This is a genomic window from Kitasatospora sp. NPDC101108 (assembly GCF_055584725.1).
On sequence record NZ_JBVJLM010000013.1, the window covers coordinates 1 to 24,395 of the forward strand.

Consider the following 24,395-nt stretch of genomic DNA (forward strand, 5'->3'; position numbering starts at 1 on the left):
GTTGAGTTCTCAAGGAACGGACGCTTCCTTCGGACCGCCTTCCAGCGGGCCCTCCGGGCGCTTCGTTCTTTCGTGTTCCCAGCTTATCAGATGTTTTCCGCTCCGTTTTCCGGGGCTTCGTCATCCAACTCGCCGGTGTCTTCCGGTGCTTGACGCCCCGTCCGACGTTCCAAACTCTAGCCGATCCCCGCTCCGAAAAGCGAATCCGGCCGAGTCCAGCCGCAATCCGATAAAACGCCCACGCCGAATAAGCACCGAGCCGCAACGCGAAAAGCGAAACAGCCGGTGAGAACCGGAGGTGGTGTTTCAGAGGATTGGCCGCCCCGGGACCGTCCGCGCCGATGCGTGTCCGGTGCTCCCTGCCGAGCGACTAGTAAACACTACCCCTCTGCGGGGCCTGAGGCAAACCGGTTCCGGGGACCGTCCGGGTGCAGAGCGCCCGGCCCTGCTTCACGTACTCGCCGTTGGGGTGGTCGTTGGCGGTGACCCAGTGCAGGGCGGTGGCCTCGTCGCGGCCGCCGTCGCGGTGGCGGCGGAGCAGGCGTTCGTGGCGGACGGTGTCCTCGGTGTCGACGTACCAGAGTTCGCGCAGCAGCCGGCGGGCGTCCGGCCAGGGCGTCTCGGCGGAGGCGAGGTAGTTGCCCTCGGTGATGACCAGCCGGGTGTGCGGGCGGACGACGTGGCGCGCGGCGACCGGCTCGTCCAGGGTGCGGTCGAAGTCGGGGACGTAGATGTCCTGGAAGCGGTCGGCGGCGACGCGGCGCAGCAGGGCGACGTAGCCGTGGGCGTCGAAGGTGGCCGGGGCGCCCTTGCGGTGGGTCAGACCGAGACGGTCGAGCTGGGCGGCCGAGAGGTGGAAGCCGTCGAGCGGGAGGTAGGCGGCCGTGCCGGGGCCTTCGACGCGTTCGACCTCGGCGACGAGGTGGCGGGCCAGGGTGGACTTGCCGGCTCCGGGCGGGCCGGCAAGTCCGAGGATCGTACGGGCGTTGCTGCCCGGGCCACGGAGGAGTCCGAGGGCAAGGGCGGTGAGGCGGTCCTCGTTCATGGCGGCACCCTACTCACTCGCCCCGGCCCGACGGCCGGCTCAGACGACCCGAGGGGTCGGGGCGGGAGCGGGGACGAGGCCGGGCAGGTCCAGGGTCAGGGTGCCGGCGTCGGCGTCGAGCAAGGCCGGGACGCCGAGCGGAACGGTGAGGGTGGACGGGCAGTGGCCGAAGCCCAGCTCCCAGATCACAGGCACACCGAGCCCGCCGAGGCGGTCGAGCATCACGTCCCGGATCCGTTCCGGCCGGCCGCAGCCCTCCCAGGAGCCGAGGGCTATTCCGGCCACGCCGTCGAGGGCGCCGGAGCGCAGGAACTGGGTGAGCAGGCGGTCGAGCTGGTACGGGTGCTCGTTCACGTCTTCGAGGATCAGGATGCTGCCCGCGAAGGAGGGGCGGGCGGCGGGCGTGCCGCGCTCTGCAGCCAGGACGTGGACGCAGCCTCCGGCGGTGATCCCGTGGGCGCGGCCGGGGACGAGGGCGGTGGCGGTGTGCGAGGTGAGGACGGTGGTGGCGGCGGGCTCGAAGAGGGTCCGGCGCAGGTGTTCGGCGGTGGGGCCGTCGTCCACGAAGGACGAGCCGGAGGCGAGCGGGCCGTACAGGGTGGCGAGGCCGAGGCGCTGGGCGAAGGCCTCGTGCAGGGAGCTGACGTCGCTGAAGCCGATGAAGGGCTTGGGCCGGGCGGCGCGCATCGCGGTCCAGTCGAGCAGGTCGACGATGCGGTGGACGCCGTAGCCGCCACGGGCGCATATGACGGCGTCGACGGTGGGGTCGAGCCAGGCGCCCTGGAGGTCGGCGGCGCGGTCGGCGTCGGTGCCGGCCAGGTAGCCGAGGGTGGGGTGGGTGTCGAGGACGTGCGGGGCGACGGTGACGCGCAGGCCCCAGGAGCGAAGGATCGCGCAGCCGGCGGTGAGGCGCTCGGGGTCGATCGGGCCGCTGGGGGCGACGACGGCGATGTGGTCGCCGGGGCGCAGCTGCGGCGGGCGGGTCAGTCCCTGGCCGGGCGTGGTGGGTTGTTGTTCCATGGACCGGGCCTTTCGGGGGATGGGCGGGCGGCGGGCGGCCTCGGGCTGTGGTCGAGGCCGCCCGGTGACGATATGCCCGCGGGTCGACCGGCCGATGTCCCCGGGTGGGCGGACCCCAGGAGGGCCCGGGCGGGTTGAGCGCCCTTCAGATCGCTCCCATCACCTCCCGCACCTCGGCGAGGGTGGCGTCGGCGATGGCGTTGGCCCGCTCGGCGCCGGCGTGCAGCACCTGCCGCAGGTGGCCGCGGTCGGCGGCGAGTTCGGCGCGCCGTGCGCGCAGCGGGCGGAAGTACTCGTTGACGGACTCGGTGACGGTGCGCTTGAGGGCGGCCGCACCTCCGTCGCCGATCTCCTCGGCGATCGCCTCCGGGGCGCGGTCCTGGCAGAGCGCAGCGAGCAGGACGAGGCCGGAGACCTCGGGGCGGCCGGTCGGGTCGTAGGTGATGCGGCGGTCGGCGTCGGTCTTGGCGCCGCGGATGACCCGTGCGGTCTCGTCCTCGTCGGCTCCGAGGGCCACGGCGTTGCCGCGGCTCTTGCTCATCTTTCCGCCGTCGGTGCCGAGCAGCATCGGGGCGTCGGAGAGCAGCGCCCGGGGGCGGGGGAAGACACCGCTGCCGTCGGCGTGCGGGTAGCGCTCGTTGAAGCGGCGGGCGACGGTGCGGGCGACCTCCAGGTGGGGCAGCTGGTCCTGGCCGACCGGGACGAGGTCGGCCTTGCAGAAGAGGATGTCGGCGGCCTGGTGCACGGGGTAGGTGAACATCAGTCCGTTGACGGCAGCCTGGCTGGAGTGGGCGATCTCGTCCTTGACGGTGGGGTTGCGGCTCAGTTCGGCGACGCTCACCAGGCTGAGGAAGGGCAGCAGCAGTTGGTTGAGGGCGGGAACGGCACTGTGCGCGAAGACCGTGGCCCGCTCGGGGTCGAGGCCGGCCGCGAGGTAGTCGAGGACGAGGTTCTCGGTGTGTTCGGCGAGCCGGTCGGCGAGGTCGCGGTCGGTGATGACCTGGTAGTCGGCGACCAGGACGAACATCTCGACGCCCCGGTCCTGGAGCCGGACCCGGTTCTGCAGGGTGCCGAAGTAGTGGCCGAGGTGAAGCGGGCCGGTGGGGCGGTCCCCGGTGAGGACGCGGTGGGTGCCCGGGTCGGTGCTCAGATCGGCGGCCGTCAGGACGGCGGCGGTCGGTTCGTCGGTGGTGGTCGGTGTGACGATGGTGGTCGGTGTGACGGTGGCGTGGGCGGTGGCGGTCATCGGGTTTCTCCCTCGGTACGGCGGTGGTGGCGGCCGTCCGGGGCGCGGGCCCGTCCCGTGGGGAAACGCAACAGGGCCGTCCATCCCGGACGGCCCTGGTCAGGCAGGTGTGGTGGCCGTCCTAGGACGGCCACCAGCACAGGCCCACGAAGCGCTTCATGGCTCCAACCATAGCGTCAGTCCTCCATCACCAGGGCGGGGTTTCCCTGCGCAGCGTCTGTCCGCAGAAGAACTCCGGCCGTGCCGGGCCCCGGAAGGCCGGAAAGCAGGCGAGACAGGTTTGCCTCACCTAACCTTGACTTCCGGCGCCGATGCTCTCGGCCGTCGGTCCCGACTCGTGAAGGAGCGTCGCGTGGCCCCCGACTCCGACGGCCAGACCCCCACCGCCCGCGCTGCCGACCACGCCGACCATGCCGACCGCCGCCGCTTCCTCACGGCCGGCGTGGCCGGAGCCGCCGTGCTCGGGCTGGGCGGACTGCTCACCGCCTGCGGCAGCTCCGGCGGAGGCGGGAACGGGGGCGGTGGCGGTGCCGGGGGCGGAGGCGGTACGGGCGGCAGCGGCTCGAAGCCGGGTGGCGGCTCCTCCCCCGACCAGAAGTCGGTCAAGCCGGGCGGCGGCGACTACGCCACCGTGATCGAGAAGATGAAGGGCTTCGGCACCGACGCCGCCCCCGGTGTCTACCCGCGCACCGTCAGGCACGCCATGGGTGAGACCGTCATCCCCGCCCGGCCCACCCGGGTCGTGGTGCTGGACACCGGCGAGCTCGACAACGTCGTCTCGCTCGGCATCCAGCCGGTCGGCGTCGTCCACACCGACGCTTCCAAGTCCCTGCCCGCCTACCTCAAGGACAAGGCGGGCACCCCGGCCGCCGCCGGCACCATCAACAGCCTCAACCTGGAGGCGATCGCCGCGCTCAAGCCCGACCTGATCCTCGGCAGCCAACTGCGCGCCCAGGACCAGTACGCCCAGCTGTCGAAGATCGCGCCGACCGTCTTCTCACTGCGCCCCGGCTACCCCTGGAAGCAGAACTTCCTGCTCAACGCCAGCCCCTTCGGTCTGCAGGCCGAGGCCGAGGCGCAGCTCGACGCGTACCAGGCGGCCGCCGCCGCCATCGGCGCCGGGCTCGGCGACAGGCGGCCCACCATCACGCCGCTGCGCTTCATGCCCGGCCGGACCCGGCTGTACGCCGAGCTGTCCTTCATCGGCACCGTCCTCACCGACGTGCCGCTGTCGCAGCCGAAGGTCGAACAGGTCAAGGAACTCGCGGTGGAGGTCAGTCCGGAGCAGATCGACAAGGCGGACGCCGACTGGATCTTCTACGGCGTGTACGGCAGCCCCAGTTCGACCAACCAGGACGCGGTGCTCGGTGGCGCGCTCTGGAAAACGCTCGGTGCGGTCAAGTCCGGTCAGGCCCGGCCGGTTTCGGACGAGACCTGGTTCCTGGGGCTCGGCGTCACGGCGGCCAACGCGGTACTCACCGACCTCAAGGGCTTCGTGGCGCCCAGGGGTTGAGCCGACACGCCGGGCAGAGGGCTCCGTCGGCCTCCCGTAGCGGGCGTGGTGAACCGACCGTACTCGCGGGCACACGCCCGGGAATGGCGCTTGGAGCTGGTCGCGCGGTGCGGGAGGATCATCGGGACCGTCCCCCGAAGGGCCCGCCGATGACCTCGCTCCACCCCAGCTCCACCGACCCCGCCGTGCCCGGCCCGTCCGACCGGGTCGCGTCGGCCGGGTCGGCCTTGTCAGTTGACCCGACCGGCCCGTCCGACCCGGCGGCTCCAGGAAGGCCGGTCTGCTCGATCGCGGTGGTGGCCGAGGGCGGCCCGGCCGGACCGGCCGGCGCCCCCGCCCGCCAGGACACGGTGCCGCAGCCGCGCACCCCGGAGGACGTCGAGGCGCAGCTCCGCCGTGCTCCGGCGGACGGCGGTGCGGCCGTGCACGACGGTGCGACGGTGCACGACGGTGCGACCGTGCAGAGCAGTGCGGCGGTGGACCGGCTCCGGGCGGCGTTCGCCGACCGGCTGCGGGCCGCGCGCGCCGAAGGACGCTCGCTCGCCGAGCTGGCCGCGGCGTGCCGCCGGTCGGTGGAGGAGGTGCGGGCGCTGCTCGGCGAGGCCGGGGAGGAAGACGGGGACGACGCCGCCGGTGTCCTCTTCGACGGGGCCGGGCCGGGGTTCGTCCGGCTCCAGCAGCCGGCGGCGCCGTCCGAGGGCACCCGGCCTGCGCCGGTGCCGCGTTCGGCGAGCGAGCCGTCTCGTCAACCGCAGCGCGAATCGGCGCAATCGGTGCGTGAACCGCAGCGCGAATCTGCGCGCGAGGGGGTGCGGGGCCTGAGCTCGCGGCGCCCGTCCCCCTCCCGCCGACTGCGCCGGATGCACCCCCGGGCCGACCGGGCCGGGCAGGAGGCGACCGCACGGGAGACGGCCGCCGCCGACCCGACCGGGGTGGAGCCGCGCGGTGCGGGGCCGTCGGGTGAACCGGCCGGTGCAACGAGGGGGGTCGCCGACCAGGCGCTTCCCGCGGCCGGTGCGGAGGCCTGGCCCGGTGCGGAGGCCTGGGCCCTGGTGGTCGGCGGGGCCGATGAGGCCCGGGCCGTCCCGCCGCTCGGCATCCTGATCGGGGGGAGCCCGGTCCAGCCGGAGGCCGTCGGCCGCCCGGAGGAGCGGACGCCGGTCCGGGTGGCGGCGGAGCCGGTCCGGGTCGGGCGCGGGACCAGCCTGGTGGTGCTGCCGTCGTGGCGTCCCGCCATCGCCGTCTCGGTGTCGACCGAGCAGCTGGTCGAAGAGACCGGCCTCGCCGTCGAGCAGCTGACCGGCGCCCGGCTGACGGTGCGGATGAACCCCTGGGCGCTGCACGACCGGGAGTTGGACCTGCACGGCTGGGAACTTGGCCCGACCGGCCCGACCGGTCCGACCGGGCGGGCACGGCGCGGCGGACGAGGCTAGGCCCGTCCGGCGCCAGACCCGTCAGAGGGCGTTCGGTATGTAGCCGAGGTCGACGGGCACCGGCGGGCGTCCGTCGACCGCCCAGCCCATGCGGACCGTGTCCAGCAACTCCGGGAGACTGGGCGGCCAGAGCGCGTCGGCGTTCTCGTCGGCGAGTTCGGCCGGGGTCCACCAGCGCCAGTCGAGGATCCGGTCCTCGGCGTGCACCGCGCTGACGTCGCCGACCGGACCGCGGTGCGGTCCGGTGGTCAGGTAGATGTGCTCGTGCTGGCGGACCGGGGTGCCGTGCCAGGTGAAGTCGTGTTCCCAGGTGCACAGCAGCGGGCCGGGTTCGAGGTCGGTCCAGCCGGTCTCCTCCCACAGTTCGCGCCTGGCACCGAGCTGAGGGGTCTCGCCCGGTTCCAGCCCGCCACCGGGCATGGTCCAGTGGACGCCGACCTCGTCGTTGTCCGAACGGAGCAGGAACACCGAGCCGTTCCGGTCCAGGACCACCGTGCGGGCGGCCCGGCGGGGAACTCGTTTGCGCGGTCGCAGCAGTCTTCGCATCGGGACACTCTGGCAGCGCCCGACCGGGGCGTCGACCGGATTCCCGGGCCGGCCCCCGGATTGAGCCGCTTCCGGGCCCCCGGCCTGCGTCGATCCGCAGTCGCGGGCCGCCCGCTGGCCGTACCCTGACCGCCATGCCCGTACCCTCGATCCTCTTCCCCGTAGATCCGCTCAACCCCCGTCGACCCGATCCGCACTTCGCCTGGGAGGCCAGGCTGGTACGGGAGTTGGGCGGTGAACACCTCCTCGTCGACCACGACGCGCTGCTCGCCGGGCGCGCCGAGGAGGCGGTCCGGCGGGTGCCCCTGGGCACCGGACCGGTCTGGTACCGGGGCTGGATGCTCCCCTCCGCCCGGTACGCCGAGTTCGCCACCGCGCTCGCCGCCCGCGGCGGCAACCTGCTGACCAGCCCGCCCGGCTATGCTGCGGCGCACGAACTGCCCGGCTGGTACGGGGTGTTCGAGGGGGCCACCCCGGCCAGCGTCTGGATCCCGACCGCCGGGGCGGTGCCGCCCACGCGGGCGGAACTGGCGGAGGCCGTGATCCGGCTCGGCGGGAGCGGACCGGCGATCGTCAAGGACTACGTGAAGTCGCGCAAGCACGAGTGGCACGAGGCCTGCTACGTACCGGAGTTGGCTGACCTGGCGGCCGTCGGCCGGGTGGTCGGGCGGTTCGTCGAGCTGCAGGGCGATTTCCTGGCCGGCGGGGTGGTGCTGCGCCGGTACGAGGAGTTCGAGCGGGCGGACGGGCCTGACGGGCCTGGCAGGCCTGGCAGGCCGGACGGGCCTGCCGAGGAGCGCGGCGATGCCGTGGCCGGCGCGGCCGGCGCGGGCGGTGCGGACGGTGCGGACGGTGCGGGCGATGTGGGCGGCCCCGGTGTCGTGGGCGGCGAGCGACGGGCGGTGGAGGCACGGGTGTGGTGGCTGGACGGCCGGCCGGTCCTGGTCGGGCCGCACCCGGACGCCCCGCACGTCCACGTCGAGCCCGACCTCACCGACGTGTCCGCACTGGTACGAAGACTCGGCTGCCGCTTCGTCACCACCGACCTCGCCAGCCGGGCCGACGGGTCCGGCTGGCGGGTGGTGGAGGTCGGGGACGGCCAGGTGAGCGACCTGCCGCGCGGCATCGACGCCTCGGGGCTGCTGGCCTCGCTGATCGCCGCCTGACGGTCCGACCGGCGGGTCGGCCGGCGGGGCGGGGGGCGGTCCGTCGTTCGACGGTCCACCCGCCGACCCGGCGGACCCTGCCCGGAACCGGGCGGCTACCCCGCGGCGACCGTCTCGGCCGGTGCGGGGTGGCCGTCCGCGATGAACGCCTGCCAGAGCCGGGTGTACGTACCGCCCAGGGCGAGCAGTTCGGCGTGGGTGCCGTCCTCGACCACCCGGCCGTGGTCCAGCACGACCACCCGGTCGGCACGTTCGGCGGTGGTCAGGCGGTGGGCGATGACCAGGGTGGTGCGGCCGCCGCTCAGCCGGTCGGCGGCCTGGTTGACCGCGGCCTCGGTGGCCAGGTCGAGCGCCGCGGTGGCCTCGTCCAGCAGCAGGATGTCCGGGTCGACCAGTTCGGCCCGGGCCAGTGCGATCAACTGGCGCTGGCCCGCCGAAAGGTTTCTCCCGCGGCCCGCGACCTCGTGGTCGTAGCCGCCCGACAGCCGGACGATCATGTCGTGCGCCCCGACCGCCCGGGCCGCAGCCTCCACCTCGGCCGCCGAGGCGTCCGGCCGGCCGTACGCGATCGCCTCGCGGACCGTGCCCGCGAACAGGTACGCCTCCTGGGGCACCACACCGAGGCGGTGGCGGTACTGGGCCAGGTCGTAGCGGGTGAGGTCCACGCCGTCCACCCGGACGGTGCCCTCGGTGGCGTCGTAGAACCGGGCGACCAGCTTGACCAGCGTCGACTTGCCCGCGCCGGTCTCACCGACCAGCGCCACCGTCTGACCGGCGGGTATCCGCAGGTCGATGCCGCTCAGCACGTCCGGGGCACCGTCCGCACCGCCGTTGTAGGCGAAGCCGACGCCCTCGAAGCTGATCTCGCCGCGCAGCGCCCCGGTCACCGGGACCGGCTCGGCCGCCTCCGCGGTGGTGGTCGGGGTGCGCAGCAGTTCGCGGATGCGGCCGAGGCCGACCGAGGCCTGCTGGTAGCCGTCGAACACCTGGGAGAGCTGGTTCACCGGGGCGAAGAACAGATCGATGTAGAGCAGGTACGCGACCAGCGCGCCCACCGTCAGCGTCCCCGCGTCGACCCGGGAGGCGCCGACGATCAGCACCAGCGCGGCCGCCACGCTGGAGAGGAACTGGACGAACGGGAAGTACAGCGAGATGTAGAGCTGGGCGCGGACCCGGGCCTCGCGGTAGGCGATCCCGCGCGCCACGAAGCGGTCGGTGTTGGTGTCCAGACGGCGGAAGGCCTGGACGATCCGCATGCCGGCCACGTTCTCCTGCAGGTCGGCGTTGACCGTGCTGATCAGGTCCCGGGAGCGCTCGTACTGGTCCTTGGACTTCTTCCGGAACACCAGGGTCGCGATCACCAGCAGCGGCAGCACGGCGAAGACCACCAGCGCCAGGCCGGCGTCGATGATCAGCAGGGCCACGAAGATCCCGGCGAAGGTCAGCAGGCTGACCACGGCGGTGACCATGCCGGTCTGCAGGAAGGAGGTCAGCGAGTCCAGGTCGGTGGTCATCCGGGTCATGATCCGGCCGGTCAGCTCGCGCTCGTAGTAGTCCAGACCGAGCCGGTTGAGGTGGGCGAAGATCTTGAGCCGGAGGGTGTACAGCACGCGCTCACCGGTACGGCCGCTGACCCGGTTCTCGGCGCTCTGCACCAGCCAGTCCAGCAGGACGACGACCAGCGCGGCGATCGAAGCCACCGCGACGCCGGACATCAGGCCCTTGCGGACGCCCTCGTCGATGCCGTGCCGGATCAGTACCGGAAGCACCAGCCCGGCGCCCGCGTCCAGGGTGACCAGCAGGAGGGCGATCAGCAGTGGTCCGCGGAAGGGGCGCAGCAGGCGGCCGAGGCTGAAGTCGGGGTCACCGGCCTCGGCCTCGGCGCGGGGCACGGCGGGGGCGTCGGTGGCCGGCGGGAGGTCGGCGACCTTGGCCAGCAGGTCGGGGTCGGCGGTGCGGGCCGCCTTGGCGAGGGCGGGGGTGGGGAGCTCGGGGGTGCTCTGCCCGGGCTGTCCGTCTCGGGCGGGCTGTCCGTCTCGGGCGGGCTGTCCGTCTCGGGCGGGCTGGTCGCCTGACGCGGGCTGATCACCTTGCGCGGACTGTTGAGCAGATTGTGGCGCGGAGTGGGATGCGGATCGGGGCGCGGGCTGCGGCGCGGGCTGCTCGGCCGGCGGGCTCTGCGGCTCGGAGGTCCGGCCGGCCTCGGGGTCGGTGATCAGGGCCCGGTACTGGGGACATCGGGCTTCGAGTTCCTCGTGCGTGCCGAGGTCAAGCAGCCGGCCGCGGTCCAGGACGGCGATCCGGTCGGCGAGCTGGAGGGTCGAGCGGCGGTGGGCGATCAGCAGGGTGGTGCGGCCGGTCATCACGGAGCGCAGCGCGTCGTGGATCTCCGCCTCCACCTGCGGGTCGACGGCCGAGGTGGCGTCGTCCAGGAGCAGGATCCGGGGGTCGGTGAGGATCGCCCGCGCCAAGGCGATGCGCTGGCGCTGACCGCCGGACAGGGTCAGGCCCTGCTCGCCGACCTTCGTCTCGTAGCCGTCCGGCAGCGCGCGGACGAACTCGTCCGCCTGGGCGGCGCGCGCGGCGGCGACGATCTGCTCGTCGGTGGCGTCCGGGCGGCCGTAGGCGATGTTGGTGCGGACCGACTCGGAGAAGAGGAAGCTCTCCTCGGGAACGATGCCGACCGCCGCGCGGACCGAGTCCAGGGTGAGGTCGCGCAGGTCGTGACCGTAGAGGCGGACGGTGCCGGCCGCCGGGTCGTAGAAGCGTGGCACCAGCTGGGCCACCGTCGACTTGCCGGATCCGGACGCGCCGACGAGAGCGAGGGTCTCGCCCGGGGCCAGCTTCAGGCTGAGGCCGTGCAGGACCGGGGCGGGGTGCTCGGGGTCGTAGCGGAACTCGACCTGGTCGAACTCCAGGGCGACGTCGGGGGTGCGGGGACCGACCGAGCCGCCGCTCGGGGCGTCGGCGACGGTGCCACTCGGAGCATCGGCGACGGCGCCGCCGTCCTGGGTGAGGTCCAGGCTGAGGGCGTCCGGACGCTCCTGGACCAGCGGGCGCTCGTCGATCAGCTGCAGGACACGCTCGACGCCCGCCCGGGCCTGCTGGCCGACCGTGATCACCATGGTCAGCATCCGCACCGGACCGGTCATCTGGGCGACGTAGGTGGAGAAGGCGACGAAGGTCCCGAGCGAGACCCGCCCGTCGACGGCCAGCCAGCCGCCGAAGGCCAGCACGGCGACCTGGGCGAGGGCCGGGATCGCCTGCATCGCCGGGTTGTAGCGGGCGTTCAGGCGTATCGACCGGAGCCGGGCGGCGAACAGGTTGTGGGAGGCACGCTCCAGCTTGTCCTGCTCCTGCGCCTCCTGGCCGAAGCCCTTGACCACCCGGACGCCGCCGATCGCACCGTCCACCACGCCCGCGACGGCGGCGGCCTCCTGCTGGGCGGCCCAGGTGGCCGGGAACAGGCGCTTGCGGCTGAGCACGCTGACCCACCACAGCGCCGGGGCCATGACCAGGGCGATCAGGGTCAACGGCGCGGACAGCCAGACCATCACGCCGATCGACATCACGAACATCAGCAGGTAGCCGGTCATCATCGGCAGCATCGAGAGCAGGCCGTTGATCAGCTGGAGGTCGGAGGTCGCGCGCCCGACCACCTGCCCGGTGTCCAGGCGGTCCTGGCGGTGGCCGTCCAGTCGGCCGAGCGAGCGGAACAGGTCGCTGCGCATGTCGTGCTGGACGTCGAGGGCGAGCTGGCCGCCGTAGTAGCGACGGACCTGGGTGCTGCCGAAGACCACGACGGCGGCGAGTAGCAGCACCACGGCCCACGGGGTCAGCGAGCGGGTGTGGGCGACGATGACGTCGTCGATGATCAGCTTGGTGACCAGCGGCACCAGCGCGGTGACGGCCATGCCGAGCAGCGAGGCGCCGAAGGCGAGCAGCAGGCTGCGGCGTGACCGCCAGCTGTAGCCGATCAGGCGGCGCAGCCAGCCGTCGGCCTCGGCCTTCTCGGCCGGCGCCGCGGTCGTGGTCGGCGTCGCGGTCGCGGTCGGCGTCGCGGTCGCGGCCTGCTTCGCCTTCGCGGTCGGCTCCGCGCTTTCGGCCGGCTCCGCGTTCTCGGCCGGCTTCGCGTTCTCGTTCTGCTCGGGGCGCGCGTCAGTGGCCTGCGGGCTCTCGCCGAGGCCCTCCGGGTCGGGGCCGGGGGCCGGTGAGCCGCTCGGGGATTGCTCCACCATGGATCCGTGAGTCTCGGGCATATTTAGGGATGCTAACCATTTCGTCGGGTGGCCGCCATGGCTTTTCCGGCCGTGCGGGGCGGTCGGGCTGGTTCCGGGGCGGCCCGGATCGTCCGGTCCGGCGGATGGGGCAACAGCCCGCCGCCTGCGGTGATTCCCAGTCGAACACAGCTATGACTCGGCGGCCCGCCCCTCCAAGGGTCGCCGAACGCTTGCCGCATGCCCAACGGCCCGGGGGCGGGCCGACGCCGTCCTTTTGGCCTAGGGCCGACGACGGGCCGGGCCGGGCGCCCGAAGGAGTCCCCAGCGATCGAGGCACTGCCCGTGGTCGAGGCACTCCCCGCGATCGGGGCACTCCCAGCGCTGGGGGCCCCGGCGATTGGAGCGCTCGACACTCCCGGCGATCGACCTCAAGCGGAGTCCGCAGCAGCCGGGTCGGCGGCTGCGGGGTCGGTGGCTGCGGAGCCGGTGACCGCAGAGTCGGTGACCGCGGAGCCAGCGGCCGCGGAGTCGGCGGCGGCCGCGAAGGCGCCGTGGGCGAGGGTGTGCAGCAGCGCGGCCATGCCGTCGCGCTGAAGTCCGGCGCGCTCACCCTGAGCCGGGTTCGGGCCCAGGCTGTGCGGGGTCGAGTTGATCAGGCCGAAGACCGCGTGCACGGCGGCCCGGGCCATCGGCTCGGCCGCGGGGGCGGCGAGCGACGGGTGGGCCTGCCGGACCACGTCCACCCACAGCTCGACGTAGCCGCGCTGGAGCCGGCGGACCGTGCGCCGGTCCTCCTCCTTGAGGTTCAGCAGCTCGCGGTCGTGCAGGGTGATCAGGTCGCGGTCGTTCAGGGCGAAGTCGACGTGGCCGCTGATCAGCGCGTCCAGCGCGGCGGCCGGACCGTCACCGCCGCCCGCCCGGCGGCGCCCCTCCTCCAGCAGGCGCTCACTGATGCCGATCAGCAGGTCGGCCAGCATCGCGTCCTTGCCGGCGAAATGACGGTACAGACCGGGGCCGCTGATGCCGACGGCCTTGCCGATCTCGTCCACGCCCACACCGAGGAAGCCCCGGGCGGCGAACAGTCGCGCGGCCTCCCGGCGGATCTGGTCACGGCGTGGGAGCGCGGAGGCTGCGGGGACGTTCGGCATGCTGCCCATCGTAGACAGTCGGGTTATCGGCCGTTAACCTGGGCGCGTAAGTTAACGTTAATTAACGTGGGCACACGGGCGAACCGCACTCGGCCCCGCCCACCTGCTGCCGAGGGCAAGGGAGCTCTTGGGAATGGTCATCTCAACCACCGGCGCACCCACCGGTGCCCGGCTCAACGCAGTGACCGGCACGGCGACGGCATCCGGTGCCGCAGCGCCGGCAGCGGCCGCTCCGGCGCCCCGGCTCGGCACCTCCGCCGACCCGGGCTCCGCGGCCTACCGGGCCAACACCGAAGCCCACCAGGCGCTGGTCGCCGAACTGCGCGCCAAGCTCGACGCCGCCGCCCTCGGCGGGGGTGCCAAGGCTCGCGCCCGGCACACGTCGCGCGGCAAGCTCCTCCCCCGCGACCGGGTGGACACCCTGCTCGACCCGGCCTCGCCGTTCCTGGAGCTGGCCCCGCTGGCCGCCGACGGGATGTACGACGGGGCGGCGCCCGCGGCCGGGGTGATCGCCGGCATCGGCCGGGTCGCCGGACGCGAGGTGGTGGTGGTCGCCAACGACGCCACCGTCAAGGGCGGCACCTACTACCCCATGACGGTGAAGAAGCACCTGCGCGCCCAGGAGGTCGCGCTGGAGAACCGCCTCCCCTGCATCTACCTGGTGGACTCCGGCGGCGCCTTCCTCCCGATGCAGGACGAGGTCTTCCCGGACCGCGACCACTTCGGCCGGATCTTCTACAACCAGGCCCGGCTCTCGGCCGCGGGCATCCCGCAGATCGCCGCTGTGCTGGGCTCCTGCACGGCCGGCGGCGCGTACGTCCCCGCGATGAGCGACCAGGCGGTGATCGTCCGCAACCAGGGCACGATCTTCCTGGGCGGGCCGCCGCTGGTGAAGGCCGCCACCGGCGAGGTGGTCACCGCCGAGGAACTGGGCGGCGGTGAGCTGCACTCCCGCACCTCGGGCGTGACGGACCACCTGGCCGAGGACGACACCCACGCCCTCTCCATCGTCCGCACCATCGTGTCCGAGCTCGGCCCGCGTGCGGCCAAGCCGTGGCCGCTCACCCCGGTCGAGCCGCCGACCGTCGACCCGGCCGGCCTGTACGGCGCCGTCCCGGTCGACCCGCGCACGCCCTACGACGTGCGCGAGGTGATCGCCCGGCTGGTCGACGGCAGCCGCTTCGCCGAGTTCAAGGCCGAGTACGGCGCGACCCTGGTCACCGGCTTCGCCCGGATCCACGGCCACCCCGTCGGCATCGTCGCCAACAACGGCGTGCTGTTCTCCGAGTCGGCCGTCAAGGGCGCCCACTTCATCGAGTTGTGCGACCAGCGCGGCATCCCCCTCCTCTTCCTGCAGAACATCACCGGTTTCATGGTCGGTCGGCAGTACGAGGCGGGCGGCATCGCCAAGCACGGCGCCAAGATGGTCAACGCCGTCGCCTGCACCCGGGTCCCGAAGCTGACCGTGGTGATCGGCGGCTCGTACGGAGCCGGCAACTACTCGATGTGCGGCCGGGCCTACTCACCTCGCTTCCTGTGGATGTGGCCGGGCGCCAAGATCTCCGTCATGGGCGGCGAGCAGGCGGCCTCCGTGCTGGCCACCGTCCGCCGCGACCAGTTGGAGGCGCACGGCGAGGAGTGGCCGACCGAGGCGGAGGAGGAGTTCAAGCGCCCGGTCCGCGAGCAGTACGAGCGGCAGGGCAACGCCTACTACGCCACCGCACGGCTCTGGGACGACGGCGTGATCGACCCGATGGACACCCGCACCGTCGTCGGCCTCGCCCTCACCGCCTGCGCCAACGCCCCGCTGGCACCGCCCGCTCCGTACGGCGTCTTCCGCATGTGACGCCGCACGCCGGTCGTGCCGACCGTCACCGGCTCCACCCCGTGACAGCGCCGGCGGGGCTCGCTCCGTGACCCCTTTCTTCCGGGTGTGACTCCCGGGGTGCCGGTCCGAGGACCGGGCCGGCACCCCGACCGCCCACCGCCACCGCCTTCTTACGGCTCCCCTCTCTTACGGCTCCCCTCGACCCGGAGGAACGCCTCCCATGTTCGACACAGTTCTGGTCGCCAACCGCGGCGAGATCGCGCTGCGGGTGATCCGCACCCTGCGGCGGCTCGGTGTCCGCTCGGTCGCCGTGTTCAGCGACGCGGACGCCGACGCACCCCACGTCCGCGAGGCCGACGTCGCGGTCCGCCTCGGCCCGGCCGACCGCAGCGACAGCTCGGCCGCCGAGACCTACCTGCGCACCGACCAGATCCTGGCCGCCGCCCGCCGCACCGGCGCCCAGGCCGTCCACCCCGGCTACGGCTTCCTCGCCGAGAACCCCGGCTTCGCCCGCGCCTGCGCCGACGCGGGCCTCGTCTTCATCGGACCACCTCCCGGTGCCGTCGAGCTGATGGGTGACAAGATCAACGCCAAGGAGGCCGTACGGGCCGCCGGCGTCCCGGTGGTCCCCGGCAGCCAGGCCACCTCGCCCACCGACGAGGAACTCGTCGCCGCCGCCGACGAGATCGGCTACCCCGTTCTGCTCAAGCCCTCCGCCGGTGGCGGCGGCAAGGGCATGCGCCTGGTGCGGGACCCCGCCGACCTGCGCACCGAGATCGGCGCCGCCCGCCGCGTCGCCCGGACCGCCTTCGGCGACGACACCCTGCTGCTGGAGCGCTGGGTCGACCGGCCGCGCCACATCGAGGTGCAGGTGCTCGCCGACGCCCATGGCACCACCGTCCACCTCGGCGAGCGCGAGTGCAGCCTCCAACGCCGCCACCAGAAACTGATCGAAGAGGCTCCCTCCGTTCTCCTCAATGCCGAGACCCGCGCCGCGATGGGCGCCGCGGCCGTCCGCGCCGCGGAGTCCTGCGGCTACACCGGGGCCGGCACCGTGGAGTTCATCGTCCCCGGCATCGACCCGGACGCCCCCGCCTCCGCTTCCGAGGGCGTGCGGGACTTCTTCTTCATGGAGATGAACACCCGCCTCCAGGTCGAGCACCCCGTCACCGAACTCGCCGTCGCCGTCGGTCCGGAGGCGGCCCGTCTGGACCTGGTCGAGTGGCAGCTGCGCGTCGCCGCGGGCGAGCCGCTCTCCTTCACCCAGTCCGACATCTCCTTCCTGGGCCACGCCATCGAGGCCCGCATCTGTGCCGAGGACCCGGAACGGGACTTCCTCCCCACCGGCGGTCGCATCCTCACCCTGGACGAGCCCCGGGGCGAGGGCATCCGCGTCGACTCCGGGGTCGCCCCCGGAACCGTCGTCACCAGCGCCTACGACCCCATGCTCGCCAAGGTCATCGCGTACGGGCCCGACCGCCCGACCGCGCTGCGCCGGCTCCGCGCCGCGCTGGCGGACACCCGCATCCTGGGTGTCACCACCAACACCGGCTTCCTGCGCCGACTGCTCGCCCACCCCGACGTCGTCGCCGGCCGACTGGACACCGGCCTGGTGGAACAGACGGCCCAGCAGCAGCCGGCCCTGCTCGTCGCGCCCCACTCCCCGTCGAACGCGGCAGCATCGAACGCGGCGCCGTCGACGGCGCCCGCCACGGCCGGTGCCACGGACTACGCGACACCCGTTGACGGGACCGAAGCCCCGACGACGGAAGCCCCGACGACCGAACCCCCGTCACCGGCCCACCTCCTCTACTTCGCGGCCGCGTTGGCACGGCACCTGGAACTCACCCCGGCCGCCGAGCCCGGCGGCTGGACCGACCCGTTCTCCTCCCCCTCCGGCTGGCGCCTCGGCGGCACCCCCGCCTGGACCACCCACCGACTCCGTACCCCCGGCCAGGATCCGGTCTCGGTGCGCATTCGTCCGATCACTGCGGGCAACGTAACCGAGGCCACTGACAATTCCCCCGAACCCACCCGCGAGGTGGAGATCCGGCTGGATGCCGGGCCCGTGCACCGGGCCCGCGCGACCCTGGCGGCGGACCGGCTGCACCTGACCGTCGACGGCCTGCGGACCGCCTTCGCGCTGGCCACCGACGCCGCCCCCGGCCTCGCAGCCGGTCCGGTGACCTGGCTCGGCATCGAGGGCGACGCCTGGCCGATGCACTCCTACGACCCGGTGGTCGAGAGCGCTGCCGGCGCCGCGGCCCACCACGGCGCCCTGACCGCCCCGATGCCGGGAACGGTCACGGTCGTCAAGACCACGGCGGGCGAGACGGTCCGCAAGGGCCAGCCCCTGCTCGTGCTGGAGGCCATGAAGATGGAACACGTGATCGCCGCGCCGCACGATGGCGTGGTGGCCGAGCTGCGGGCCACCGCCGGCGCCGCTGTCGCGATGGAGGACCTGCTGGTCGTGGTCACCCCGGCCGAGGAGGCCGCCGAGCCCGCGGAGGTGCGGTCGTGACGCCCCAGGAGAGCACCGTCCGGACGACCGGCGCCGAGGAGGGTGCCGTCCGCGAGCCCGACGCCCTCGACCTCGGGCTGCCCGCCCCGGTCCGCGCCCCCGGCCTGCCCGAGGAGGTCCGGATCCACGAGGTCGGGCCGCGCGACGGCCTGCAGAACGAGGGCGCCCTGGTGCCCGTCGAGGTCAAGGCCGAGTTCATCGGCCGACTCGCCGCCGTCGGCCTGCGGACCGTCGAGGCGACCAGCTTCGTTCACCCGAAATGGGTACCCCAGCTCGCCGACGCCGAGGAGCTGATGCCCCGGCTCGCCGACCTGCCGGAACGCCACCCCGGACTGCGGCTGCCGGTGCTGGTGCCCAACGAGCGCGGCCTCGACCGCGCGCTCGCCCACCACGCCACCGACATCGCGGTGTTCGCCAGCGCCACCGAGACCTTCGCCCGGCGCAACCTCAACCGCTCGGCGGACGAGGCCATGGAGATGTTCCGCCCGGTCGTCACCCGGGCCGCCGAGGCCGGGGTCGCGGTGCGCGGCTACCTGTCGATGTGCTTCGGCGACCCCTGGGAGGGGCCCGTCCCGGTCGACCAGGTGGTCCGGTACGGCGTCCAGCTGCTGGAGATGGGCTGTGCCGAGCTGAGCCTCGGCGACACCGTCGGCGTGGCCACTCCCGGCCAGGTCGGCGACCTGCTGGCCGGCTTCGCCCGGGCCGGCGTGCCGGTCGGCAGGCTCGCCGTGCACTTCCACGACACCTACGGCCAGGCGCTCAGCAACACCCTGGCGGCGCTGCGCGAGGGCGTCACCACGGTGGACGCGTCGGCGGGCGGCCTGGGCGGCTGCCCGTACGCGAAGAGCGCCACCGGAAACCTGGCCACCGAGGACCTGGTGTGGATGCTGCACGGGCTCGGCATCCGGACCGGCGTGGACCTGCGCGCGCTGGTCGCGACCAGCGGCTGGATGGCCGAGCGCCTCGGCCGCCCCAGCCCCTCCCGCACCGTCCAGGCGCTGCTCGGCGCCCCCCGGGGCTGACCGGCTCCGCCCCGACCCACCGGCGTCGGCCGCCCGTTCGGTCCGGCCGGCGCCGCGCACCGCGTTCATCCGTCAACCACACCGTGCGACCGTCACACCCTCGGACGGACGCCGGTCATCCCGTTCATGCCCGCGGCCACCCCGGCCGGGCACCAGGAGGATCAGATGCTCGACCACCGGCTCAGCAGCGAGTACGAGGAACTGCGGCGCACCGTCGCCGAGTTCGCCCAGGACGTGGTGGCGCCGAAGATCGGCGAGTTCTACGAGCGGGAGGAGTTCCCGTACGAGATCGTCAGCGAGATGGGGCGGATGGGCCTGTTCGGCCTGCCCTTCCCGGAGGAGTACGGCGGCATGGGCGGCGACTACTTCGCCCTCGGCCTCGCCCTGGAGGAACTCGCCCGCGTGGACTCCTCGGTGGCGATCACCCTGGAGGCCGCCGTCTCGCTCGGCGCGATGCCGATCTACCGGTTCGGCACGGAGGAGCAGAAGCGGGAGTGGCTGCCCAGGCTGACCTCCGGCGAACTCCTCGGCGCCTTCGGTCTCACCGAGCCGGAGGGCGGCTCGGACGCCGGCGCCACCCGCACCACCGCGCGCTACGACGAGACCACCGACGAGTGGGTCATCAACGGGACGAAGTGCTTCATCACCAACTCCGGCACCGACATCACCGGACTGGTCACCGTCACCGCGCTCACCGAACCGATCGCTCGTTCGAGTGAAGAGGGCGAATTCCGCTCGCCCGTGCGGGAGATCTCGTCCATCATCGTGCCCACCGGGACCCCGGGGTTCCAGGTCTCGAAGAAGTACTCGAAGGTCGGGTGGAACGCATCCGACACCCGCGAACTGTCCTTTACCGACTGCCGCGTTCCCGCGGCCAACCTGCTGGGCGAGCGTGGCCGAGGCTACGCCCAGTTCCTGCGGATCCTCGACGAGGGCCGCATCGCGATCGCGGCCCTGGCCACCGGCCTGGCCCAGGGCTGCGTCGACGAGTCCGTCAAGTACGCCGGCACCCGGCGGGCCTTCGGCCGGCCGATCGGTGCCAACCAGGCCATCCAGTTCAAGCTTGCCGACATGGAGCTGCGCGCCCACACCTCCCGCCTGGCCTGGCGGGACGCCGCTTCCCGGCTGCTGCACGGCGAACCGTTCAAGAAGGAGGCCGCGATCGCGAAGCTGTACTCGTCCGAGGCCGCCGTCGACAACGCCCGCGAGGCGACCCAGATCCACGGCGGGTACGGATTCATGAACGAATTCCCGGTCGCCCGTTTCTGGCGCGACTGCAAGATTCTCGAAATCGGGGAGGGCACGTCCGAAGTCCAGCGCATGCTCATCGCCCGGGAACTCGGCGTCACGTCGTGACGGTCACTTCCTGACGGTCACCTCCTGAGCCGGGCCCACCGGGCCAACTCACCGATCCGCGGCCGAGGTTGCGGAGCGGAGACCTCAAGGGATCACGATCACCGGGCGGTTGGCCCGTCGCGCCAGCCGCCCGGAGACCGAGCCGAAGATCTTGCCGAGCAGGCCGTGGGTCGTGCCGACGACGATCGCGTCGGCGGCGTACTCGCGGCCGACCTCCTCGATCTCGTGGCAGATGTCACCGCCGCGCTCGATCAGGACCCACGGCACCCCCGCGAGGAAGTCCGCGCAGGCGAGTTCCAGTCCGAGGACCTCCGTCCGGTGGTCCGGGAGGTCGACGAAGACAGGAGGTTCACAGCCCGCCCAGACCGTGGCGGGGAGCCGGTTGGCGACGTGCACGATCACCAGGCCGCACTGCGACCGGCGGGCCATGCCCACCGCGTAGGCGAGGGCGCGCTCGCTCGACAGCGATCCGTCGAAGCCGACCACGACGCCGTGCTGGAACACCGGGTCGAGGGAGTGCCCGGGCGTCTCCTCCGCCGACGGCTCGGTGTGCCCGCCGACCGAGCCGGAGGCCGTGTCCGGACGCTCGGCGCCGGGGCCGGGACGGCCGCCCGTCACCGGAGGCTCCGCGGGGCCCGCCTGGTGCCCGTCACGCCGCTGGCGGGGCCCTGGGCGGTCGCGCCGGGAGAGGCTGCCGCGACGGAGGCCGCGCAGAGCACGCGCGAAGTCACCGGTTCTGGGGTTCGTGCGGGCGCCATCTCCTTCGGGCCGTGGGCCCGCGTTGCCGGACGCATCCGGTTCGACCGGTCGGGAGGACTCAAAACCAGCCATGGCTCACGGCTCTTCGAGGGAGAGGGGCCGACAGGAGAGGACAACGCTGCCCGGGCAGCAGGCCCGCCCACGGGATGACGTCGGTCTGCGCCGCGCAGCACCGTATGTGACCTGTTCCTTTCAGAGTACGACGGGCGCGGGGCCCAGCCCAGCGGCGAAGCCCCGGAGCGACGTTGTTCCCGCTAACGAGGGATGCGCACGCCGTGGCAGTGCGCCCTGTCCGCAGGCAGTCGCGCCCCCTCCAGAACGGAGGTTCTAAGGAGCTTGACTGAGCGCGCCGGGCGGCGCAACAGGCCCACGGGACACCGTGACCGGACTGTCATGGATCGGCGACGATCGTTTGCGGGACGTCGCGAACCGTCACGCCCCGCGAGCCCCGACCTGCACTTCCGTCCCTCCGGTCCCACGCCGCCGATCCTGCGTCGGGCCCTTTCAGCCACTTCCCACGGCTTCGCGACGCGCTCTGGCATTTGCCAGGTGCATAGGAGTGGCCGCTGGCACCATGCTCGGCATGCCCCTGCTCCTGTTCGACCTCGACAACACGTTGCTTCCCCGGGACGCCGCCTTCCGGGCCTGGGCGCAGGACTTCCTGTCCGAACACCACCTACCGCCCGGCGACCTCGACTGGTTCGTCACCCTCGACGGCGGCGGCTACGTGCCGCGCAGCACCGTACTGTCCGCCGTCCGGCGCCGCTACGGTCTGGACGCCTCGGTCGACTTCCTGCTGGCGCACTTCCGCCGCGGCATCAACGCGCACATCCACTGCCCACCCCGCCACATCGAGGCGCTGCGGACGGCCCGGGCGGCCGGGTGGACCCTCGGGATCGTCTCCAACGGCGGCACCCGACCACAGTTGGAGAAGATCCGGCGCACCGGACTGGGGCCACTGGTCGACGGCTGGGTGATCTCGGAAGAGGCCGACTGCGTCAAGCCGGACCCACTGATCTTCGAGATAGCCGCCCGACGGTGCGGCATCCGACCGGTCGGGGACTGGGCGGCGCACACCTGGATGGTCGGGGACCACGCGCCCGCCGACATCGCCGGGGCCGAACTGACCGGGCTGCGCAGCGTCTGGCTCCACCACGGCCGGCCGTGGGCGGAGAGCGGCTACCGGCCGACGCTGAAAGCTGCCGGCCTGCCGGAGGCCGTCGGCCTGGTGCTGGCCGCGCGCAACGCGCCCTCGGCCCGCCCCGGCGTCCGGCCGGGGGCCCTTCCGGCGGTGCTCCCGGGGGCCGTGACGGCGGTCCGGTCGGGGGCGCTCCCGGCAGTCAGCCCGGCGGTCCGCGCGGGCGCGACGGGTCGGCCGCAGGTGGCGGGAGCACCGGTGCGCGCGACGGCGCCGCTCGGCGTGCGGTCCGGCGTACGTCCGGCGGCGGCCGCCCCGGAGGGCCCGAATGCGCCCGTTGCCCTGACCGCCGGTGCGGTGGCCGCCTCGGCTTCCGGAGCGGGGTTCGGTGTCCGAAACCGATCAGGCGAGTTTGCCGCGATCGCCGACGGCCTCCCGGCCGCAGGGGCGCGCAGGGAAGCGGGGGCCAGGGCGGGCGGCGACCTGCGCCCGGGCGACGCGGCGGGCCCGGGCGTGGACAGCGAACCGGCGGTCGCGCCGGCGCCGCCAACGCCCCTGCACACAGCGGCCGGTGGGGCCGGTGGGGCCGCCGGTGTTGACGGGACCGACGGGACCGGACCTGCCAGGACCGTCTTCGTCACGGCACCGATTACCGCGACACCACTCGCCTCGACACCCCTCGCTGCGACACCCCTCGGCGGGACGCCACTCGCCGCGGCACCGCTCGCCGCAGCGGTCGCCCAGTAGCACCCGGGACCGCTGGCCGCCCCGGGCGACGGCCTGCGGCCCCGGGCACGCCTCCGCTGGTCAGCCGCCCAGTGCGGTGCGACTCCACCAGCAGGTGGGGCCCTGCCCGGTGAACCCGAGCTGGCGGTAGAGCGGTTCGCCGGCCGAGGTGGCGACCAGGGTGGCCGGGCGGTCCGGGTGGGCGTGGGCCAGAGCGGTCCGCAGCACGGCGCGGGCCACTCCCCGTCCGCGCTGGTCGGGCAGGGTGGCGACCCAGTACACCCCGGTGGCGACCCCGTCGTCGTAGGTGAGGCAGGCGCCCGCCGGTGCGCCGTCGACCCGGGCGGCCCAGGCCCGGCAGCCGGGTTGGCGCAGCAGTTGTTCGGGGAGGGCGTCGCCGCGGGTCCAGGGCTGCCGGGCGGGCAGCGGGAAGCCGTCCACGATGATCCGCTCGACCAGCGCGAAGGTGTCGCCGTCCGACGCCTCATCTACCGTCAGGGTGCCGCCACCGCGCGCCGGTGAGACGGCGGGAAGCTCGGCGGCGGGCCCGGCGGGGAGCCCGGCGGACACGCCCTCGACCGGTCCGGGCTCCCGGGCCATCACCGGCATGATCGGAATCCGGACGGCGCCGAAGCGGGTCAGGTCGAGCCCCCCGTACGGGTCCTCCAGGGCGAAGCTGATGGTCTCCCATGCGGTCATCAGCTCGGCCAACTGCTTTTCCACGTCGGCTGGTTCGGCGTAAGGCCGGGTGACCAGGAAGCGTTGGGAGTCGTCCGGTGTGCGGGCGCAGCGGACCGCGGTGAGGCCCGGTCGGACATCGGACTGCCAGCCGTGCGCGCGGGCTTGGGCGAGCCAGAAGGCGGCGGCGTTGTCGTTGGCCTGTTCGAGCCGGCTGTTGGTGTTCACAGCAGGACCGTAGCCCGGCCCCGGGGATGCCGGTCCGTGGGCCCCGACGCTGGCCGAATGAAGCCTGGGAGGCGCACGGCCGGCGCTCGTGCGCCCTCCCGTGCACCGCCGATTTTCGGTCAATTTCGCGCCGTTCCCTCCAGCTTGGGCAAATCCGCAGTCCAGACCCATAGGCCGGGCGCCCGGAAGCCGGACGCCCCAGGAGCCGTCCCGCGACAACCAGCCACCGTTGCACCGGCCCTCTTCCCAGAAGGGTCGACGGGTGCCACGCTTCGTGATCGAATGCATCACGCCAAATTGCCATGTCGACATAGCGTCGGATGGTGAACTTGTCACAACGGCAACGGTCCACCCGATAGATTTTGATCTTGGCCAGCAGTGCCGCACCACCCACACCACACCACCGAGGGGGCTTGAGCGCCTTGAGCAGGGTGAGCAGGAGCGACGCGGGTCCTGACAGCGGCCAGGCGCCGACCGGCACCGTCAGCCGGTCCGCGAGAAGCACCGGCACCTCCGCGATCGCCGCCACCACCCGCATCTCCGGCACCCCGAGCGCCTCGGGCCCCGCCCCGCACTCCTCCTATCCGGCCGCACCGTCCGCCGCCCCCGGCCATGCCCAGGGCGACCACGGCGGCCCCGTGCACGGCGGTCCGACGGCGTACGGCCCGACGGCCCACGGAGCGGCGCAGTCACCCCAGGGCGGGCACTCGAACCACCCCGGACAGCCCGTCAGCCGAGGCTCCGTCAGCCCGGCCCAGAGCCACGGCGGCGCGGTCCAGCCCTACGGCAGCGACCACCAGGG

The 24,395-nt window shown here is 73.4% G+C and carries 15 protein-coding genes and 1 pseudogene; 8 read left to right on the forward strand and 8 right to left on the reverse strand.

Going from position 1 to position 24,395, the window contains the following annotated elements:
• Positions 1-370: 370 nt before the first annotated feature.
• The 3 genes from ACZ6Z8_RS25740 to trpS form a co-directional block, all read right to left on the reverse strand.
• Positions 371-1,045: a nucleoside/nucleotide kinase family protein gene (locus ACZ6Z8_RS25740; RefSeq protein ID WP_465612420.1), complete on the reverse strand. Its 675-nt coding sequence runs from the start codon at positions 1,043-1,045 to the stop codon at positions 371-373.
• A gap of 39 nt (positions 1,046-1,084) precedes the next feature.
• Positions 1,085-2,065, reverse strand: a complete 981-nt coding sequence (locus tag ACZ6Z8_RS25745; RefSeq protein ID WP_465612421.1) for a S66 peptidase family protein — start codon at positions 2,063-2,065, stop codon at positions 1,085-1,087.
• Between the two features lie 145 nt (positions 2,066-2,210).
• Entirely contained in the window at positions 2,211-3,311 is a 1,101-nt protein-coding gene (trpS, locus tag ACZ6Z8_RS25750) for a tryptophan--tRNA ligase (RefSeq protein WP_465612422.1), read from the reverse strand.
• A 352-nt stretch (positions 3,312-3,663) separates the two neighbouring features.
• Between trpS and ACZ6Z8_RS25755 the strand changes: the two genes are divergently transcribed.
• Together ACZ6Z8_RS25755 and ACZ6Z8_RS25760 are read left to right on the forward strand one after the other, a co-directional pair.
• Positions 3,664-4,824: an ABC transporter substrate-binding protein gene (locus tag ACZ6Z8_RS25755; protein WP_465612423.1), complete on the forward strand. Its 1,161-nt coding sequence runs from the start codon at positions 3,664-3,666 to the stop codon at positions 4,822-4,824.
• Between the two features lie 149 nt (positions 4,825-4,973).
• Positions 4,974-6,257, forward strand: coding sequence for a hypothetical protein (locus ACZ6Z8_RS25760; RefSeq protein WP_465612424.1), 1,284 nt, complete (start codon positions 4,974-4,976; stop codon positions 6,255-6,257).
• A gap of 21 nt (positions 6,258-6,278) precedes the next feature.
• Here the strand turns inward: ACZ6Z8_RS25760 and ACZ6Z8_RS25765 are convergent, their stop codons facing one another.
• A complete protein-coding gene (locus tag ACZ6Z8_RS25765) occupies positions 6,279-6,803 on the reverse strand; it encodes an NUDIX hydrolase (protein ID WP_465612425.1) in 525 nt (174 codons plus the stop codon).
• 134 nt (positions 6,804-6,937) lie between these two features.
• On the opposite strand from ACZ6Z8_RS25765, the gene ACZ6Z8_RS25770 reads away from it, so the two are divergent.
• Entirely contained in the window at positions 6,938-7,969 is a 1,032-nt protein-coding gene (locus tag ACZ6Z8_RS25770) for an ATP-grasp domain-containing protein (protein WP_465612426.1), read from the forward strand.
• Between the two features lie 95 nt (positions 7,970-8,064).
• On the opposite strand, the gene ACZ6Z8_RS25775 is transcribed toward ACZ6Z8_RS25770, so the two are convergent.
• The gene (locus tag ACZ6Z8_RS25775) at positions 8,065-12,228 is read right to left on the reverse strand and encodes an ABC transporter ATP-binding protein (RefSeq protein ID WP_465612427.1); all 4,164 of its coding nucleotides are present in this window, start codon (positions 12,226-12,228) and stop codon (positions 8,065-8,067) included.
• 389 nt (positions 12,229-12,617) lie between these two features.
• Entirely contained in the window at positions 12,618-13,337 is a 720-nt protein-coding gene (locus ACZ6Z8_RS25780) for an SACE_7040 family transcriptional regulator (protein ID WP_465612428.1), read from the reverse strand.
• A gap of 133 nt (positions 13,338-13,470) precedes the next feature.
• On the opposite strand from ACZ6Z8_RS25780, the gene ACZ6Z8_RS25785 reads away from it, so the two are divergent.
• The 4 genes from ACZ6Z8_RS25785 to ACZ6Z8_RS25800 all read left to right on the forward strand — a co-directional run bounded on the left by ACZ6Z8_RS25785 (position 13,471) and on the right by ACZ6Z8_RS25800 (position 20,064).
• The gene (locus tag ACZ6Z8_RS25785; protein WP_465612429.1) at positions 13,471-15,183 is read left to right on the forward strand and encodes a carboxyl transferase domain-containing protein; all 1,713 of its coding nucleotides are present in this window, start codon (positions 13,471-13,473) and stop codon (positions 15,181-15,183) included.
• A 202-nt stretch (positions 15,184-15,385) separates the two neighbouring features.
• Positions 15,386-17,686, forward strand: coding sequence for an acetyl/propionyl/methylcrotonyl-CoA carboxylase subunit alpha (locus ACZ6Z8_RS25790; RefSeq protein WP_465612430.1), 2,301 nt, complete (start codon positions 15,386-15,388; stop codon positions 17,684-17,686).
• Between the two features lie 77 nt (positions 17,687-17,763).
• A complete protein-coding gene (locus ACZ6Z8_RS25795) occupies positions 17,764-18,708 on the forward strand; it encodes a hydroxymethylglutaryl-CoA lyase (RefSeq protein ID WP_465612586.1) in 945 nt (314 codons plus the stop codon).
• A 165-nt stretch (positions 18,709-18,873) separates the two neighbouring features.
• Complete coding sequence (locus ACZ6Z8_RS25800; RefSeq protein ID WP_380420718.1) at positions 18,874-20,064, forward strand: acyl-CoA dehydrogenase family protein; 1,191 nt, start codon at positions 18,874-18,876, stop codon at positions 20,062-20,064.
• 84 nt (positions 20,065-20,148) lie between these two features.
• On the opposite strand, the pseudogene ACZ6Z8_RS25805 reads toward ACZ6Z8_RS25800, so the two are convergent.
• Positions 20,149-20,574 (reverse strand): annotated as a pseudogene (locus ACZ6Z8_RS25805) (universal stress protein); the annotation flags it as partial.
• Between the two features lie 832 nt (positions 20,575-21,406).
• On the opposite strand from ACZ6Z8_RS25805, the gene ACZ6Z8_RS25810 reads away from it, so the two are divergent.
• Positions 21,407-22,708: an HAD family hydrolase gene (locus ACZ6Z8_RS25810; RefSeq protein ID WP_465612431.1), complete on the forward strand. Its 1,302-nt coding sequence runs from the start codon at positions 21,407-21,409 to the stop codon at positions 22,706-22,708.
• A gap of 60 nt (positions 22,709-22,768) precedes the next feature.
• On the opposite strand, the gene ACZ6Z8_RS25815 is transcribed toward ACZ6Z8_RS25810, so the two are convergent.
• Positions 22,769-23,593 (reverse strand): GNAT family N-acetyltransferase, encoded by an 825-nt coding sequence (locus ACZ6Z8_RS25815; protein WP_465612432.1) that lies wholly within the window; start codon positions 23,591-23,593, stop codon positions 22,769-22,771.
• Positions 23,594-24,395: the final 802 nt, after the last annotated feature.